This window comes from Candidatus Alcyoniella australis (genome assembly GCA_030765605.1).
Lineage (GTDB): Bacteria > Lernaellota > Lernaellaia > JAVCCG01 > Alcyoniellaceae > Alcyoniella > Alcyoniella australis.
Genome location: JAVCCG010000008.1, coordinates 1 through 15,975 on the forward strand (window position 1 = coordinate 1; position 15,975 = coordinate 15,975).

Consider the following 15,975-nt stretch of genomic DNA (forward strand, 5'->3'; position numbering starts at 1 on the left):
GCCGCCATCGGCGCGCCGATCAAGACCTTCACCTACGACGGCGATACGCCCGACGACGCGCGACGCGCGATCCGCTCCCAGGGGCACATCGTGGTCAGCAACCCGGACATGCTGCACGCCGGCGTGCTGCCGCACCACACCAAGTGGCAGAAGCTGTTCACCAACCTGCGTTACGTGGTGCTCGACGAGCTGCACACCTATCGCGGCGTGTTCGGCAGCCATCTGGCCAACGTGCTGCGTCGGCTGCGGCGCATCTGTAAGTTCTACAACTCCGAACCGACCTTCATCTGCTGCTCGGCGACCATCGCCAATCCCGGCGAGCTGGCCGAGGCGTTGATCGAGCGGCCGGTAAAGGTCGTCGACCGCTCGGGCGCGCCGCGCTCACGCAAGCGACTAATTCTCTACAATCCGCCGGTGGTCAACCGCGAGCTGGGGATTCGTAAGAGCGCGGTGACCGAGGCGCGCAAGATCGCCGCGAACTTCATCGAGAACGGAATCCAGACCATCGTCTTCACCACCAGCCGGCTCAACGTCGAGGTGCTCACCCGCTACCTCAAGGACCGCTTCTCACGCGACAAGCTGGTGCCCGACGACTTCATCTCGGGCTACCGCGGCGGATATTTGCCCAACCTGCGACGCCGCATCGAGTCCGGGCTGCGCACGGGCAAGGTGATGGGCGTGGTCTCGACCAACGCCCTGGAGCTGGGAATCGACATCGGCGATCTAACGGCCTGCGTGATGGCCGGCTACCCCGGCTCGATCGCCAGCGCCTGGCAGCAGGCCGGACGCGCCGGACGCCGCAGCGGCAGCTCTTGCGCAGTGCTGATCGCGCGCTCCAACCCGCTGGACCAATACATCGTCACCCACCCCGAGTACTTCTTCGGCGCCAGCCCGGAACACGCGCGGATCAACGCGGACAACCTGCTGATCCTGCTCTCGCACATCAAGTCCGCATCCTTCGAGCTGCCGTTCGAGGACGGCGAGAGCTTCGGCCGCGAGAACCTGATCGAGCTGCTGGAGTTCCTCGAGGAAAAGAGCGTATTGCACCACTCGGAGGGCCGCTGGCACTGGAACACCGACGCCTACCCCGCCGACGAGATCAGCCTGCGCAACATCAGCACCGAGAACTTCGTCGTGGTGCTCAAGGACGCCCAAAACAAGGTGATCGCCGAGGTCGATTTCAGCGCCGCGCCGACCACGATCCATCCCGACGCGATCTATATGGTGGAGAGCCAGCAGTACTACGTGGACGAGCTGGACTGGGAGCGCCGTCGCGCGCTGGTCCACCCGGTGGACGTGGACTACTACACCGACGCTATGACCTACACCAACGTGCGCGTGCTCGACCGCTTCGACTTCGACAAGGCCGGAAGCGAGATCGTCGAACACGGCGAGGTGCAGGTGGTGCGTAAGGTTGTGGGCTTTAAAAAAATAAAATTCTACACCTCCGAGAACGTGGGCTTCGGCGACGTGACCCTGCCGGACAACCAGATGCACACCACCAGCTACTGGTTCACCGTGCCCCAGGACATGCTGCGCTCGCTGGGCTACAACCGCTCGGACCTGATCGACGGTCTGCTGGGCATCGGCCATGCCCTGCACCACCTGGCCTCGGTGGCGCTGATGTGCGATGTGCGCGACCTGGACCGCTGTGTGGGCGACAAGTCGGCCGAGTGGTTCGTGCGCCACGACCCCGGCGGCCGCGGGATCTACAGCGCGGACGACGCCGCGGGCCTGATCGACCCCGAACGGATCGACGCCTTCGACCCCACGCTGTTCATCTACGACACCTACCCCGGCGGGATCGGGCTCTCCCCCGAGATCTTCCGCCTCCACGTCGAGCTGATCGCACGCGCGCGGGAGCTGATCGCAGGCTGCGCCTGCGAGGCCGGCTGCCCCAGCTGCGTCGGTCCGGTCAACGAGGTCGGCGTCAAGAGCAAAGAGGTTGCGCTGAAGATCCTCGAGCTGTTGCTGAACGGACGATGACCAAGCTGCGCGAGCGCCTCGAGGGTGTGCTCGGCTCAAGCGGCAGGGCCCCTGAGCAAGATAAACAGCGCACGATCTCGCAGTTGCGGCAACGGATCGACGAGCTCACCGGCGGCCGCGGTATGGTGCAGCCGCAGGCAATGGAACCTACGACCCAGCGCGTTGACATCCAGGGGCTGGTCCCGGGTCGGGTCGTGGACACGCCGTGCGGGCCGACGTTCGTGGCGCAATACCGTTACCCGATGGCGCTGACCCACGGTCGGCTGCGACTCGACCGGCTGTTCGACGTGGATCCGGCGATGCTCGCCCTGCTCGGCGCGGACCCGAGCCTGGCGGCCCTTGACCCTCGGCGCACGCTGTTCTTCGACACCGAGACCACGGGGCTGGCCGGCGGCACGGGCACCTACGCCTTCCTCATCGGCCTGGGCGAGTTCGAGGGCGACGAGTTCGTGGTAACGCAACTGTTCATGCGCGACCTGAACGAGGAGGGCGCCAGCCTGCACCTGCTGACCCAAAAGCTCGAGCGTGCTGCATTCCTGGTCAGCTTCAACGGAAAGACCTTTGACGCTCCGCTGCTCAACACGCGGCTGGTGCTCAACCGCCTTCCCGCCTCCCTGGACGACACGCCGCACCTGGACCTGCTGCACCCATCCCGGCGGCTGTTCCGCGAGCAACTGCCCGACTGCCGCCTGGGCACCCTTGAGCAGTACGAACTGGGATTCGAGCGGCGCGGCGACGTGCCCGGCTCGATGGTGCCCGAACTCTATCGCTCCTATCTGCGCTCCCGCGACGGCCGGTTGGTGGCCAAGGTTTTTACCCACAACGTCTACGACGTGCTCTCGCTGGTCACGCTGACCAGCCACCTGGCCCAGCTTGTCGCACAGGCGGATAGTTCGACGCTCGATCCGGCGCTGATTCTCGCCACAGCACGGCTGTTGCGCGACCGCGGCCAAATCGACCGCGCCCGGCGTTGCTTTAATCTGGCGTTGGAGCGCTCGTCAGAGGCCGACCCGCACACCGCGAGTCGCGCACGTCTCGAGGTGGCCCTTGATTTAAAACGCGGGGGCGAGCACGAGCGCGCTGCCGAGCATTTCACGATTTTGGTCGATTGCGGACCGTTCGATCCCCTGCCCTACGAACAGTTGGCGATTCATCTGGAACACCACGCCAATGATTACATTCGGGCTGAACAGCTCACGCAGCGCGCGTTGCAGTTTCTGCGCGCCGGCGCATTCGCTTCGCGCCGCGAGTACTGGATCGCGGCGTTCGAGCATCGGCTCAGTCGGCTACAGAGAAAACTCGGTTGAGTCCAGAGCCGCGCGATCTGGTGATCTCGGCGTCGCGCACTAAGGATCTGGTGCGTTGCAACGCCGACCTGCTGGCCGCGGCGCTGTGCGGCGCTCACCCGGTGCGCTTCGGCCTGGCGCCGCACTCTGCTCCGTTGGATTTGGAGCATCTCGGCGCGCTGGTGCTCTGGACCTGCGATCCGTCCAACCTCACGGCGCACCGTCCATTGCGCGAAGCATTGGAAGGACTCGAACGTCGCGGCGTGGTGCTCAGCGTGCAGCTCACCGTAACCGGACTGGCCGGCAGCGCAGTGGAGCCCGGAGTACCTGACGAGCGTTTCGTGCTCGCGCAGATGCAGCGCGCTATCGACGCGCGGCTGATCCGGGCCGAGGCCGTGACCCTGCGCTTCGATCCGTTCGCCCGCTTTCACTTGCCGGGTGGACGCGAGCTGTGCAACGCCGACCCAAAGGTGTTCGAGCGCGTACTCGACCTTTTTTCGTCGATCGGAGTTACCCGCGTGGTGACATCACAGTTGGACGTGGAGAACTATCCGCACGTGGCCCAGCGGTTTGTTCGGCTGGGCATCGAGGTGCTAAAGACCGATGCTGAGTCGCTGGTGCAAGGCTTCGATGCCGTGGCAAAGACCTACGGCATTGAGTTCGCTGTCTGCTGTCACCCGGCGCTGCCCGAGTACACCGAACGCTTCGGCTGCATCGACGGGCGAATGCTCAATGCATTGATCGGGCCGAAGCGCGTGGGGCCGTTCAGCGAGACGCTGCACAACCAAATCGGCAAACAGCGGCCGGACTGTTGCTGCACCTACTCGCGCGACATCGGTCACAGCAAGGGGTTCCGCAACTGTTTCTCGTTCGGAACCGGCTGCCTGTACTGCTATGCGCAGCGCGGCCTGCCGCCACAGATCGAGGCCGCGGTCAAAGATCTGCTCTGATCAATTTTTTCAATTTGAAAAAACCGGGCTATGCCCCGGTGTGCCCGAAGCCGCCCTCTCCGCGCGAGCTGGGGGGCAGCTCGTCGCATTGCTTGAACTCGGCGCGCGCCACCGGCGCGATCACCAGCTGGGCAATGCGCTCGCCGCGCTTGATCGTCGCCGGCTCCTGGCCGAGGTTGATCATCAGAATCTTGAGCTCGCCGCGATAGTCCGCGTCGATGGTGCCCGGCGTGTTGAGCAGGGTCAGGCCGTAGCGCACGGCCAGGCCCGAACGCGGCCGGACCTGGGCCTCGAATCCTTCGGGCATGGCCAGCGCCAGGCCGGTGGGGACCAGCGCGCGCTCGCCGGGCGCGAAGATCATGTCGGTATGCACTGCGGCCGCGATGTCGGCGCCGGCCGCGTGCTGGGTCATGTATTGGGGAAGGGGCAGGTCGGCGTCCCCAGATGGGTCGAGACGCCGGACCATTACCCGCGGATCGATCATTTACGGCGATACTTCTCGGGATCCTCGTTCATCACCTCGCGGTGCGAAAGGCGGATGCGGCCGTTCTTGTCAACGTCGATGACCTTGACCAGCAGCTCTTCGCCCTCGTGGGTCACATCGGTGACCGATTGGATCCGATGGTCCGCCAGCTCGGAGATGTGCACCAGTCCGTCGGTGCTCGGCGGAATGACCTCAACGAACGCGCCGAAGTCGGTGACCCGCTTGACCAGCCCCAGGTAGATCGTGCCGACCTCGACCTCGGCCGCGTGCTCGCGCACCAGCTTCTCGGCCTCGTGTGCGCTGTTCACATCGGCGGAGAAGATCGTCACCTTGCCGTCGTCCTCGACCTCGATCTTGACGCCGGTCTGCTCGATGATCCCGCGGATGTATTTGCCGCCAGGTCCGATTACGTCGCGAATGCGGTCGGGGGAGATGTAGAGGATCGTGAAGCGCGGAGCGTGCTCGCTCAGTTCGCTACGCGGCTGCGGCAGCGCATCGAGCATTTTGCCCAAGATGTGCTTGCGGCCGTCGCGCGCCTGATACAGCGCCTTGCGCAGCAGTTCCTCGCTGACCACCGGAATTTTGATGTCCATCTGCAGGGCGGTGATGCCGTCCATGCTGCCGGTGACCTTGAAGTCCATGTCGCCCAGGTGGTCCTCGTCGCCCAAGATGTCCGAAAGGATCATCGTGCGCTCGCCGTCGGTCACCAGACCCATCGCGATGCCGGCCACCGGGTGGCTGATCGGCACGCCCGCGTCCATCAGCGAGAGGACCCCGCCGCAGACCGTGGCCATCGATGAGGAACCGTTGCTCTCTAGTACTTCACTGACGATGCGGATCGTGTAGGGGAAGCTGTCTACGTCGGGCAGCACCATCTTAATTGCCCGTTCGGCCAGCGCGCCGTGGCCGATCTCGCGCCGGCTGGGCCCGCGCAACATCCGCACCTCGCCCACGCTGAACGGCGGGAAGTTGTAGTGCAGCATAAAGTTCTTTTTCGACTCGCCGGAAAGGCCTTCGACGCGCTGTACGTCGCCGCCGCTGCCCAGCGTGGTGGTGACCAGCGCCTGGGTCTCGCCGCGGGTGAACAGCGCCGAGCCGTGGGTTCGGCACAGCAGGCCCACTTCGCAGGTGATCTCACGGATGTCCTCGGGACCGCGACCGCCGATACGTCGGCTGGTGGAGAGCATCTGCTCGCGGACGATCTGCTTGTGCAGGCTGGAGAAGGCTTCCAGCACGTCGGCGGCGGGAGTCTCCTCGCCCAGCTCGGCAAGAGCCTGCTCAAGCACTTCCGCACGCGCCGCGTCCATTGCATGGTAGCGGGGGAGCTTTTCGTTGATCGCCACCGCCGCCTTGATCTTTTCAGGGGCGAGTTGCGCGACCTTATCCAGAATCTGTTGGTCGATCTGGTGCACCTCGAACGCGCGCTTGGACCTTCCGGCCTGCTCGCACAGCTCCTGCTGCATATCCAGCAGCGGCTGCATCTCCTTGTGCGCGAACAGCAGGGCGTCGGCCATCTCGTCCTCGGAGAGCATCGATGCCCGGCCCTCGACCATCACCAGCCCCTCGCGGCGGCCGGCGACGATGATGTCGATGTCGGACTGCTCGGACTGCTCTAAGGTCGGGTTGCAGACCATTTCGCCCTCAACGCGCCCTACGCGCACTCCGGCGATCGGCCCGTCAAAGGGGATGTCCGAAATCGTCAGCGCGGCGCTGGCAGCGGTGATCGCCAGCACGTCGGATTCGTTCTGCTTATCGGCGCTAAGCACATTGGCGATAATCTGAATGTCGAATTTGTAGCCCTTGGGGAACAAGGGGCGCATCGGTCGATCGATCAACCTGCTGGTCAGCACCTCTTTTTCAGTGGGCCGACCCTCGCGCTTGAAAAATCCGCCGGGGATTTTGCCGGCGGCGTAGTTGTTCTCCTGATAATCGCAGACCAGGGGCAGGAAGTTTTGCCCTTCACGCGCCTTATGTGAAGACGTTGCAGTCACCAGAACCTGTGTTTCACCGTGCTGGATCAGCACGGCGCCGTCAGCCTGCTTGGCCATTTTGCCGGTCTGCAGGATGAGCGTACGTCCAGAAAATTCTTGTTTGATCTCTTTAATGTCCATTTGCATGGCCTTTCTTCAGACCAGGGTCGGGAGCACACGGGGCCTGTTCGCTTTTATGCTTTTGGCCCGCTGTAGTCCCGTCTCGCCTATTTACGGATTCCAAGCTCGGCAATGAGCTTGCGATAGCGTTCGATATCCTTCTCTTTGAGGTAGTTCAAAAGCCGGCGACGCTGGCTAACGATCTTGAGCAGCCCTCTGCGACCGTGGTGATCCTTCTTGTGAGTCTTAAAATGCTCGGTCAAGTAGATGATCCTGTTAGTCAACAGAGCGACTTGCACCTCGGGTGAGCCGGTATCATTCTCGTGTAGTTTATGTTTCTCGATAATACTTTTCTTCTCGTCGGTCTGCAGGGTCATTTAACTTAGCCTCCTATGGACGAAAAGTGCGCAGATGCTAGCACGGGCTAATGTGCTAAGTAAAGGAGTTATCCCGCACGTTAATTACCTTTAGCGGGCCGAGCCTCAGGGCTCCGGATCCGCCTTCGGCGAACGCGCCGAGAACCGCCAGCAGATCGCCGCGCTCGTCAGTGAGCACGAAACGGTCGGCCTGCGGTCGATCGCCGATCAATTCGGCGGTCTGTTCGGCACTTAGGCGGTCACCCGCCGTTAACCTCTTTGTCGTCTGCGGCTCCAGCCGCAGTTTTGGCCATTCCTGAGGCAGTGCTTGCTGCGCGGGCAGCAGCACGGCCTCGGGCCCCTGCTCGGCCAGCAGTTGCTCCATTCGCTCCGGGCCCAGCGCCGATTCAACGGCAAAGGGCTCGACCACGGTGCGCCGCAGCCGCTCGACGTATCCCAGCGTGTCCAGCCGCACGGCGATGTCGCGCGCCAGGGCGCGGACATAAGTTCCCTTGCCGCAACGCACCTTCAGCTCGATCAGGTCCGTCCCAAAATCGAGCAGCTCGATACAGCGTACCACGATTTTGCGCGGCGGCGGATCAAACTTCTCGCCGCGACGCGCACGCTGATAGAGCGCCTCACCGTTGACCTTGAGCGCGCTGAACAGCGGCGGCACTTGCTCAGTCTCGCCGACGAATTCGTCGAGCACCCGGCGCACGCGGTCGCGGTCCAGATCGGGCAGCGGCGCCTCGCCTGTGGTTCGGCCGTCGATGTCCAGGGTGTCGGTGGTCTTGCCCAGCCGCATACTGAACACGTACTCCTTGTCGCCGGAAGTGACGTATTCGATCAACCTGGTCGCCGGGCCGATTGCGATCGGCAACAGTCCGGTGGCAAATGGATCGAGCGTACCGGCGTGGCCGGCCTTGCGCACTTTGAGCGCCGAGCGCACCCGCGAGGTCGCGCGGAAACTGCTTTGGCCCGCGGGCTTGTCCAGCAGCATGAAACCGCAGAGAGGGGAAGCGCTCATCTCATCGACTCGTTTGCGCTCAACCAGCGTGGTCTCCAATGATCTCGAGCAGCCGGGAGATCGCTTGTTCCAGCGGCAGATCGGTTGTCAGCCCGGCGGCCGCGCGGTGTCCGCCCCCGCCCAGCTTTGATGCAACGGCGCTGACGTCGATCGGGCCGTTGGAGCGCAGGCTGGCCTTGGTCTTGCCGCCGGGAGCCTCGCGTACCAACATCGCGACCTCGACTCCGTTGATGCTGCGCACTAGTTCGACAAAGCCCTCCAGGTCGTCGACCGTGGCCTCGGTCTTGTCGAAGTCGCTCTGGGTGACCACCACCGAGGCGAAGCGCCCGCCGTGCAGATCGAGAGTCAAGAGCGCCCGGCCCAGCAACTTAAGCCGCGACGCGGTCTGACGCTGGTACAGCTCGCGGGCCGTGCCCACCGGGTCGGCCCCCAGGGCCATCAGCTCGCCGCAGGCGGCAAAGGCCGCGGGCGTGCAAGCGCCGTTGGAAAGTTGGGTGGTGTCGGTGTAGATCGCGGTGTAGAGGTTGGCCGCCACGCGCTGATCCGCGGGCAAGTCGGCGGTCTTGATCAGCCGCCACAGAACCTCGCCGGTGCTGCTGGCCTGCGGATCGACGTATGCAAGCGTGCCGAAGCCATCGTTGCTCAGGTGGTGATCGAAGTTCAGCAGGTTCGGATGATCGGCCAACTTGTCGGCGATGCGCCCTACCCGGTGAAGCGCGCCGCAATCGACCACCGCCACTAGGTCGAACTGCTGCGGGTCCAGCTCGCTTGCGACCAACCGATCGGAGCCGGGCAGAAATCCGAGCGTCTTGGGCAGCGGGTCCTGGTTGGCGCAAACGACCTGCGCGCCGAGCAGCTCGAGCACCGCGCCGAGTCCCAGCGTCGCGCCGATGGCGTCGCCCTCGGGATTGGCGTGGGCGATCACCAGCGCACGTCGGGCGTTGCGCAACGCCTCGGCCGCGGCCAACAAGGTCTCGCGATCGCCGATCAAGCCTTGCCCTCCTCGGAGACTTCATCCAGCAGTTTATTGATCTGCGCCGCCTTGGCGAAGCTGTCGTCGTGCAGGATGCGGATCTCCGGAGTGTACTTCAGCCGCAGACGTCGACCCATCTCGCGCTGGATATATCCGGCCGCCGATTGCAGGCCTTTGATCGTATCGACGCACGCCTGCTCGGAACCGATCACGCTGACGTAGACTTTGGCGATTCGCAGGTCTTTGGTCAGGCTGACCCTGGTCACGGTGGCGAACCCCCGCCCGATCCGCGGGTCCTTGATCTCGCCGCGCAGCAGCAGATCGCCGATCTCGCGCTGGATCTGATCGCCGACGCGTTGGGCGCGGCTGTAGGGCGGTTCGGAGTTCACGGTTCTTCTCCGAAGTGGATGATTTCCAGCTCGCTGTCGAGCACTTCCACCTCTGCAATCTCGTGAATCGTGTCCTGGGCCTTGTCGAGCATCGAGTTGGCGTGAGGGCCGGAGTTGCTCACCACCGAGGCGCCGACCAGAGAACGGTTCCACAGCTCGTTGTCGCCGACCTCGGCCACGGAGATGTTGTAGCGCGCCCGCAGGCGGTCGACCACCTTGCGCAACGCCCTGCGCTTGGTCTTCAGATCGTGCGCCCCCTCGATGGCGAGCAGGACGCGCAGCACTCCGATGACCACTTACTCCTGCCTCTGTTCCTCGATTTTGAAGCATTCGATGTGATCGCCGTCCTTGATGTCGTTGTAGCTTTCCAAGCCGATACCGCACTCGAATCCGGTGGCGACCTCGCGCGCATCGTCCTTGAAGCGCTTGAGCGAGGAGATCTTGCCCTCGTAGATCACGGTGCCGTCGCGCACCAGGCGGACCTGGGCGTTGCGCAGCATCTTGCCGTCGATCACCGAGCAGCCTGCGATCGTCCCCAGCCGGCTGATGTGGAATATATTGCGTACCTCGGCGCGTCCGAGAAACACCTCGGCCATCACCGGATCGAGCATCCCCTTGAGCGCCTGCTGTACGTCCTCGATTAGCTCGTAGATCACGGTGTAGAGCTTGATGTCGATCCGTTCCTGATCGGCGAGTTTCTTGGCCTTGGGCTCGGGACGAATGCTGAAACCGATGATCACCGCGCCGGAGGCGACCGCGAGGTTGACGTCCGATTCGTTGATCGCGCCCACTCCGGTGTGGATGATCTCGACCTTGGTCTGCTCGGTGGAGAGTTTCTCCAGCGATTCCTGGATCGCGCCGATCGAGCCCTGAACGTCGGCCTTGAGCACCAGCCGCAGTTCCTTGGTCTCGCCCTCCTGCAGCTTGTCGTAGAAGTCCTCCAGACGCATCCGGCTGAGCTGGGAGCCCTCGGACTGACGCTGCTTGTCCTGGCGCATGTCGATCAGCTGCTTGGCGGCCTTTTCGTCCTTGGGTGAGTTGAAGACCTCGCCCGCCTCGGGCACGCCGGTAAGGCCCATCACCTCGACCGGCGTACTCGGTCCGGCCTCCTTGAGCTCCGTACCCTGATCGTCGCTCATCGAGCGCACCCGGCCGAGGATCGTGCCCACTACCAGCGGGTCGCCCACGTGCAAAGTGCCCTGCTGGATCAGGATCGTCGCCACGGGCCCGCGTCCGCGCTCCATCCGCGATTCGATGACCACGCCGCGCGCCGCCTTGTTCGGATTGGCCTTGAGTTCGAGCAGCTCGGCCTGTAGCAGAATCTGCTCGAGCAGTTTCTCGATGCCGGTGTTCTGCTTGGCGGAGACCTCGGTGAACAGCGTCTCGCCGCCCCACTCTTCGGACAGCAGGTTGAACTCGGTCAGTTCCTGGCGCACGCGATCGGGTTGCGACTCGGGCTTGTCGATCTTGTTGATCGCCACGATGATCGGCACCTCGGCGGCCTTGGCATGGTTGATCGACTCGCGGGTCTGGGGCATCACCCCATCGTCCGCAGCGACAATCAGCACCACGATGTCAGTCGACTTGGCGCCGCGGGCGCGCATCGCGGTGAACGCCTCGTGGCCCGGCGTATCGAGGAAGACCACCTCGCCCGCTACGTCATCGGTCTTGAGCTGCACCTTGTAGGCGCCGATGTGCTGGGTAATGCCTCCGGCCTCGCCCTGGGCGACCCGCGTCGAGCGGATGCTGTCGAGCAGCGAGGTCTTGCCGTGGTCGACGTGTCCCATGATCGTCACCACCGGCGAGCGGGGCTGCAGATCATCAGCGGAATCCTGCTCCACAGCGAGGAAGTCCTGCTCGTGCTTCTCCACGTTCTCGACGGTGAAACCCAGATCGTCGCCGAGAATCGTCGCGGTCTCGGGATCGATGGCCATGTTGATCGTGACCATCATGCCCATGCCCATCAGCTTCTTAATCAGCTCGCCGGCCTTGATGCCCATCCGCTTGGCCAAATCCGAGACGATGATGTCGCCCACGATGCGAATCTTCTGCTTGACCCCCGGGGGCATGGTCGTGGGGCGCTTGATCTTGCTCTGGCGACCGCGTTTGACCTTACGCGAGAACATGCGCTCGGCGCGCTCGGCGCGTTCGCGCTCGTAGGCCTCGCGTTTGCGGCTGGCGCTGGTGGTCGAACGACGTCCGGAAGTATCGGGCAAAACCTCGATTACTCGACGTCCCTTGCGGCCGGGCTTGGCCGGTGCCGTGGAATCGGCGGGCCGACTGGGAACCTGCGGCTTGAGGTGCTCGGGCAGCACCGCCGGTTTCTCGAGAATCTTGGCGTTGTAGGAGTCATCCTTGGCATTGGCCTTGCGCGCCTTGGCCTGCTCGGCCAACATCTTGGTCCGCAGCACGCGGGCCTCTTTGGCGACCTTGGCCCGGCGCTGGGACAGCAGCGCCTGCTCGATGGTGTTCATCGGGCGCTTGGAGACCTCGATCTCCTTGTTGGCCACGTGAATCTGCTCGGGCTCGATGCTCTGCACCGGCATTTCCCCGGCATCGAGCTCCTCATCGATCTCCAATTCGTCGACGTCAAGCTCGTGCTCTACCTCCTCTTCGGGCAGCAGCCCCGCCTCCTCCTCGGACTTCTCGGGAGCTTGTTCCGGTTCGGAGATTTCCGGCTCGTCGAGGGACTCGACCGCTGTCAACTCCTGCTCGGGCTCGGGCGCCTCAAGCGCTGCTTCCAGCGGCTCAACCGACGCTTCATCCTCGGGCTGCAGGGGCTGCTCGACGGGCTCGGCCGCGACGGGCGATTCGGTCGCCGGCATGTGCTTGCGACGTTTGCGGATCACGCCTCCGCTGATCCGCTTCTTTACTACGACTTCGTCCGGATCGACGGGCTCCTCGCGCTTCTCGAGCAGGATTCTCACCTGTTTGAACCGCTCTTGGCTCAGCTCGGAAAACCCATCAATGACGTTCACGCCCAATTCTTTAAGCTTGCGTAAAAATTCGTCGGGCGGAATGCCTAGGCGTTTAGCCGCCTCCGAAACTGTAATCTTAGCCATTTAGCTCTCCCGATCCTGCATTTAACTGCTCGCGCAATCCGTTCCAGTAGCCAGGATCGACTTCGGTGGGCCTTTTAAAAGCCCTGTTCCACTCTCTGCCAACCAGCGACGCCGCTTTGAGGCAACGCTGGCTACGACAGAGATACGCGCCCCTGCCGGGCATCGTCCTGTGTGGGTCGTGGACCACCTTTCCTCGGTGGTCCAACACGAACCGCAGCAACAGCGCCTTGGGCGCACTCTTTGCGCAGATCACGCAGCGGCGCAGCGGTTCACGTTTGCTCACTTAACCGGCTCCCCCTGATCGGGTTCGGCCTGCTGTTCCTGCGGCTCCTCGGCCTGCGGCTCCTCGGCTTGTTCGGCCTGCTCCTGCTCGGCCTGCGCCTGCTCCAGGGTCTTGCGGGCCTCTCTGATCGCACTCCGGGCCGCCTCGGTAATCTTCTCGGCCTTGCGCATGCCGATGCCTTGGATCTTGACGATCTCGTCGACTTTGGCTTGCACTATCTGTTCCGCAGTATCCAGCCCCGCGTCGCTGAGCAGCTCGGCGGTCTTCGATCCGACGCCGGCGAGCTTGTTCACCAAGATCTCGGGCACGGCGACGACCTCGACCTGTTCGACGGGCTCTTCAATGACCTCGGGCTGGTTCTCGGCCTGAATCTCGGCCAGGATCTCGACCACGCGTCCGGAATCGATCAGCTCGTTGGCCTTGCCCACGATGACCGCGGCGCTTTCCAGATCGAGGTTGGGGAAGGCAAGTAGATCCTCGGGCTCGGCGTCGGCCAGATCGTCGATCTCGCGGAACCCGGTACGGATCAACAGCTCCATCAGCATGTCGTTGATCTCCGGTATCTCGCTGTAGATCCGACGCGCCTGCTCGTCGAGTTCCTTGGTCTTGGACTCGGAGTGGATATCGATCCGCCAGCCGGTGAGCTGCACCGCCAGACGCACGTTCTGGCCGCGGCGTCCGATCGCCAGGCTCAGCTGAGCGTCGGGCACGATGATCTCCATCTCGCGGTTCTCCTCGTCGAGGATCACCTTGGAGATCTGCGCCGGCAGCAGTGCGTTGCACACGAACTTGGCCGAGTTCTCCGACCAGGGAACGATGTCGATCTTCTCGCCGCGCATCTCGTTGACCACCGCCTGCACGCGCGAGCCCTTCATGCCCACGCAGGCACCCACCGGATCGACGTTGATATCGGAGCTGGCCACGGCGACCTTGGCACGGCTGCCCGGCTCTCGCGCCACGCTCTTGATCGAGACGATCCCCTCGTAGATCTCGGGGACCTCAAGCTCGAACAGATTTATCAACAATTCGTTACAGGCGCGGCTGAGCACGATCTGCGGCTGGTTGGGCAGGTCGACCACATCCTGGATGTATCCGCGGATGCGATCGCCGGGCTGATAGCTCTCGCGCGGGATCTGCTCGCGGTGCGGCATGATCGCCTCGGCGCGCCCCAGGTCGACGATAATGTTGCCGCGTTCGAAGCGGCGCACGATGCCGTTGACGACCTCGCCCTTGCGGTCTTTGTACTCGTCGTAGATGTTTTTACGTTCGGCGTCGCGGACCTTCTGGATGATTACCTGCTTGGCCATCTGGGCCGAGATGCGGCCGAAGCTCTGGCTGTCGAGCTTCTCGCCGATCATGTCGCCCACTTCGCAGTCCGGGTCGAGCTCGATCGCCTCTTTGACGTTGATCTGCAGTTGGCTGTCCTCGACCTCATCCACCACCTCGCGGTAGCGGAACAGCTCGACCTCGCCGTTCTCCTCGTTATATTGCGCCTCAATCTCCATGGCGAGCCCGAGTTTCTTGCGCGCTGCGGTGATCATTGCGGCCTCCAGGGCCTCGATAATCACGTCACGCGAGACCCCGCGGTCCTTGACCACCATTTCGATGACTTGCGATAGGTCGTTTTCCATGGCCATCTCCCCAGAGCAGGGTTAAAGCTCAATCTCCAGATTGGCGCGTTCGATCCCCTCCAGCGGCAGGTCGAACAGTTGTCCGTCGACATCGAGCTGGAGCGTCTCCGCAGCACACTGAACTATCGTCCCCTTAAACTTGCGACGTCCGTCGAGCGGCTCACGGAGTCTGATCTTGGCCATGCGGCCTTGATACTTGATGAAATCGTCCGCAAATCGAAGCGGGCGGTCCATCCCCGGGCTCGAGACCTCCAGATCGTACGCGCCGCTGAACAGGTCCTCCACGTCCAGCGCCGGGCTCAGCCGCCGACTGACTTCGACGCAGTCCTGAATACCAACGCCATCCATGGCGTCAATGTAGATCCGCACAGTGGGCCGCCGGACTGAACCGGCGAGTTCCACGTGATACAGATCCACTCCCAATGATTGGCACACCGGTTCCGTGATGGCGGCTATCTTCAGTATCAGCTGTGTGCTATCCATACTCTTGCGCGTACCAATCCGTCCTTCCGGCCTGAAATACAAACGGCCGGCTTAGTCAAGCCAGCCGCTTAAACAAGCAAGCCAGAATGTGGCGTGTTCTTAACACATCCTGCGGCGTAAACGCAAGGGGAAAAAGGGTTTCTTTTTAGTGACAGCCAGGCAACGGGAGCATGAAAACAGCGGAGCAGAAGCCAATCGACTGCGTTTGAGCGTGGTCGGCAGCGGCACCTGCGTATTGCGTGGCGACCGTGGCCCCACGGCCCTGCTTTTTTCAAACGCCAGATCGAGCCTGCTGATCGACATCGGCCCGGGCGTGGCGCGTAAGCTCGCGGACCATTGCGATCCCTACGGCCTCGACGCCATGTGCCTGACCCACCTGCACGCTGACCACGTGTGCGATCTGCCGGCCCTGCTCTTCGCCTTTCGCAATACTCCCGGAGCCGTGCGCCAGAAGCCGCTGAAAATCTACGGCCCCATCGGACTGAAAAAGCATCTGGATCTGCTGACTGCGTTGCACGGCCATTCGATTGCCCCCGAGTGCGGCGTGGAGTCGGTGGAACTCGATCCCGCAGGAGGCAACATCGAGCTCGAGGGCGGTATGCGCCTCGCGTGGTCGCGGGCCGACCACGGCGCGCAGCCGGCGCTGAGCTACCGTGTGCAGGCCGATGGCCGTTGCGCCGCGTACTCGGGTGACAGCGGACCGTGCGACGAGCTGGTCGACCTGGCCCGCGGGGCCGATCTGCTGATCGCCGAGTGCTCGGCCACGGACCAGGCCCCGTTGCCCGGTCACCTGGCCCCGAGCCAGATCGCCTTGATCGCCAAACGTTGCGCAGTAAAACGCCTGCTGCTGGTGCACCTCTACCCCGAATCCGCGGCAGCCGATCCACTGAGCATCATCGGCAATCAATACTCCGGCGAAGCGCTGCTAGGCTTTGATGGGATGCAGATCGAAGTCTAATTTTAGATTAAACCATT

General features: G+C 63.4%; 14 protein-coding genes. 4 read left to right on the plus strand and 10 right to left on the minus strand.

Going from position 1 to position 15,975, the window contains the following annotated elements; genetic code table 11:
- From P9M14_00820 to P9M14_00830, 3 genes are all read left to right on the plus strand, one after another.
- Positions 1 to 1,986: DEAD/DEAH box helicase (locus P9M14_00820; GenBank protein ID MDP8254267.1), on the plus strand; the 1,986-nt coding region annotated here is incomplete at its 5' end.
- Positions 1,983 to 3,293, plus strand: coding sequence for a ribonuclease H-like domain-containing protein (locus tag P9M14_00825; GenBank protein MDP8254268.1), 1,311 nt, complete (start codon positions 1,983 to 1,985; stop codon positions 3,291 to 3,293). The genes P9M14_00820 and P9M14_00825, both read left to right, overlap by 4 nt.
- Positions 3,290 to 4,222, plus strand: coding sequence for a DUF1848 family protein (locus P9M14_00830; protein ID MDP8254269.1), 933 nt, complete (start codon positions 3,290 to 3,292; stop codon positions 4,220 to 4,222). The genes P9M14_00825 and P9M14_00830 overlap by 4 nt, the downstream gene beginning before the upstream one ends.
- A 28-nt stretch (positions 4,223 to 4,250) precedes the next feature.
- On the opposite strand, the gene dut is transcribed toward P9M14_00830, so the two are convergent.
- The 10 genes from dut to rimP all read right to left on the minus strand — a co-directional run bounded on the left by dut (position 4,251) and on the right by rimP (position 15,000).
- Positions 4,251 to 4,706 (minus strand): dUTP diphosphatase, encoded by a 456-nt coding sequence (gene dut / locus P9M14_00835; protein ID MDP8254270.1) that lies wholly within the window; start codon positions 4,704 to 4,706, stop codon positions 4,251 to 4,253.
- Positions 4,703 to 6,823 carry a polyribonucleotide nucleotidyltransferase gene (gene pnp / locus P9M14_00840; protein ID MDP8254271.1) on the minus strand — a complete coding sequence of 707 codons (2,121 nt, stop codon included), beginning with the start codon at positions 6,821 to 6,823 and terminating at the stop codon, positions 4,703 to 4,705. Before pnp ends, dut begins: the two co-directional genes overlap by 4 nt.
- A gap of 80 nt (positions 6,824 to 6,903) precedes the next feature.
- Complete coding sequence (rpsO, locus tag P9M14_00845) at positions 6,904 to 7,173, minus strand: 30S ribosomal protein S15 (GenBank protein ID MDP8254272.1); 270 nt, start codon at positions 7,171 to 7,173, stop codon at positions 6,904 to 6,906.
- Positions 7,174 to 7,228: 55 nt separating this feature from the next.
- Positions 7,229 to 8,179 carry a tRNA pseudouridine(55) synthase TruB gene (gene truB, locus P9M14_00850; protein MDP8254273.1) on the minus strand — a complete coding sequence of 317 codons (951 nt, stop codon included), beginning with the start codon at positions 8,177 to 8,179 and terminating at the stop codon, positions 7,229 to 7,231.
- A 19-nt stretch (positions 8,180 to 8,198) separates the two neighbouring features.
- Entirely contained in the window at positions 8,199 to 9,170 is a 972-nt protein-coding gene (locus P9M14_00855) for a DHHA1 domain-containing protein (protein ID MDP8254274.1), read from the minus strand.
- Positions 9,167 to 9,541 carry a 30S ribosome-binding factor RbfA gene (rbfA, locus tag P9M14_00860; GenBank protein ID MDP8254275.1) on the minus strand — a complete coding sequence of 125 codons (375 nt, stop codon included), beginning with the start codon at positions 9,539 to 9,541 and terminating at the stop codon, positions 9,167 to 9,169. Before rbfA ends, P9M14_00855 begins: the two co-directional genes overlap by 4 nt.
- Positions 9,538 to 9,837, minus strand: coding sequence for a DUF503 domain-containing protein (locus P9M14_00865; GenBank protein MDP8254276.1), 300 nt, complete (start codon positions 9,835 to 9,837; stop codon positions 9,538 to 9,540). The genes rbfA and P9M14_00865 overlap by 4 nt, the downstream gene beginning before the upstream one ends.
- Positions 9,838 to 12,603 (minus strand): translation initiation factor IF-2, encoded by a 2,766-nt coding sequence (gene infB, locus P9M14_00870; GenBank protein MDP8254277.1) that lies wholly within the window; start codon positions 12,601 to 12,603, stop codon positions 9,838 to 9,840.
- Between the two features lie 279 nt (positions 12,604 to 12,882).
- On the minus strand, positions 12,883 to 14,517 hold the full coding sequence (gene nusA, locus P9M14_00875) for a transcription termination factor NusA (GenBank protein MDP8254278.1): 1,635 nt from the start codon (positions 14,515 to 14,517) through the stop codon (positions 12,883 to 12,885).
- 21 nt (positions 14,518 to 14,538) lie between these two features.
- Positions 14,539 to 15,000 (minus strand): ribosome maturation factor RimP, encoded by a 462-nt coding sequence (gene rimP / locus P9M14_00880; protein MDP8254279.1) that lies wholly within the window; start codon positions 14,998 to 15,000, stop codon positions 14,539 to 14,541.
- 148 nt (positions 15,001 to 15,148) lie between these two features.
- Here rimP and P9M14_00885 point away from each other — a divergent pair, with 148 nt between their 5' ends.
- The gene (locus P9M14_00885; protein MDP8254280.1) at positions 15,149 to 15,958 is read left to right on the plus strand and encodes an MBL fold metallo-hydrolase; all 810 of its coding nucleotides are present in this window, start codon (positions 15,149 to 15,151) and stop codon (positions 15,956 to 15,958) included.
- Positions 15,959 to 15,975: the final 17 nt, after the last annotated feature.

Excerpts from the sequence above, each read along its gene's own strand:
- truB (MDP8254273.1), bottom strand. The coding sequence starts at position 8,179 with ATGAGCGCTTCCCCTCTCTGCGGTTTCATGCTGCTGGACAAGCCCGCG.
- pnp (MDP8254271.1), bottom strand. The coding sequence starts at position 6,823 with ATGCAAATGGACATTAAAGAGATCAAACAAGAATTTTCTGGACGTACG.
- rimP (MDP8254279.1), bottom strand. The coding sequence starts at position 15,000 with ATGGATAGCACACAGCTGATACTGAAGATAGCCGCCATCACGGAACCG.
- infB (MDP8254277.1), bottom strand. The coding sequence starts at position 12,603 with ATGGCTAAGATTACAGTTTCGGAGGCGGCTAAACGCCTAGGCATTCCG.
- nusA (MDP8254278.1), bottom strand. The coding sequence starts at position 14,517 with ATGGAAAACGACCTATCGCAAGTCATCGAAATGGTGGTCAAGGACCGC.
- rpsO (MDP8254272.1), bottom strand. The coding sequence starts at position 7,173 with ATGACCCTGCAGACCGACGAGAAGAAAAGTATTATCGAGAAACATAAA.
- dut (MDP8254270.1), bottom strand. The coding sequence starts at position 4,706 with ATGATCGATCCGCGGGTAATGGTCCGGCGTCTCGACCCATCTGGGGAC.
- P9M14_00825 (MDP8254268.1), top strand. The coding sequence starts at position 1,983 with ATGACCAAGCTGCGCGAGCGCCTCGAGGGTGTGCTCGGCTCAAGCGGC.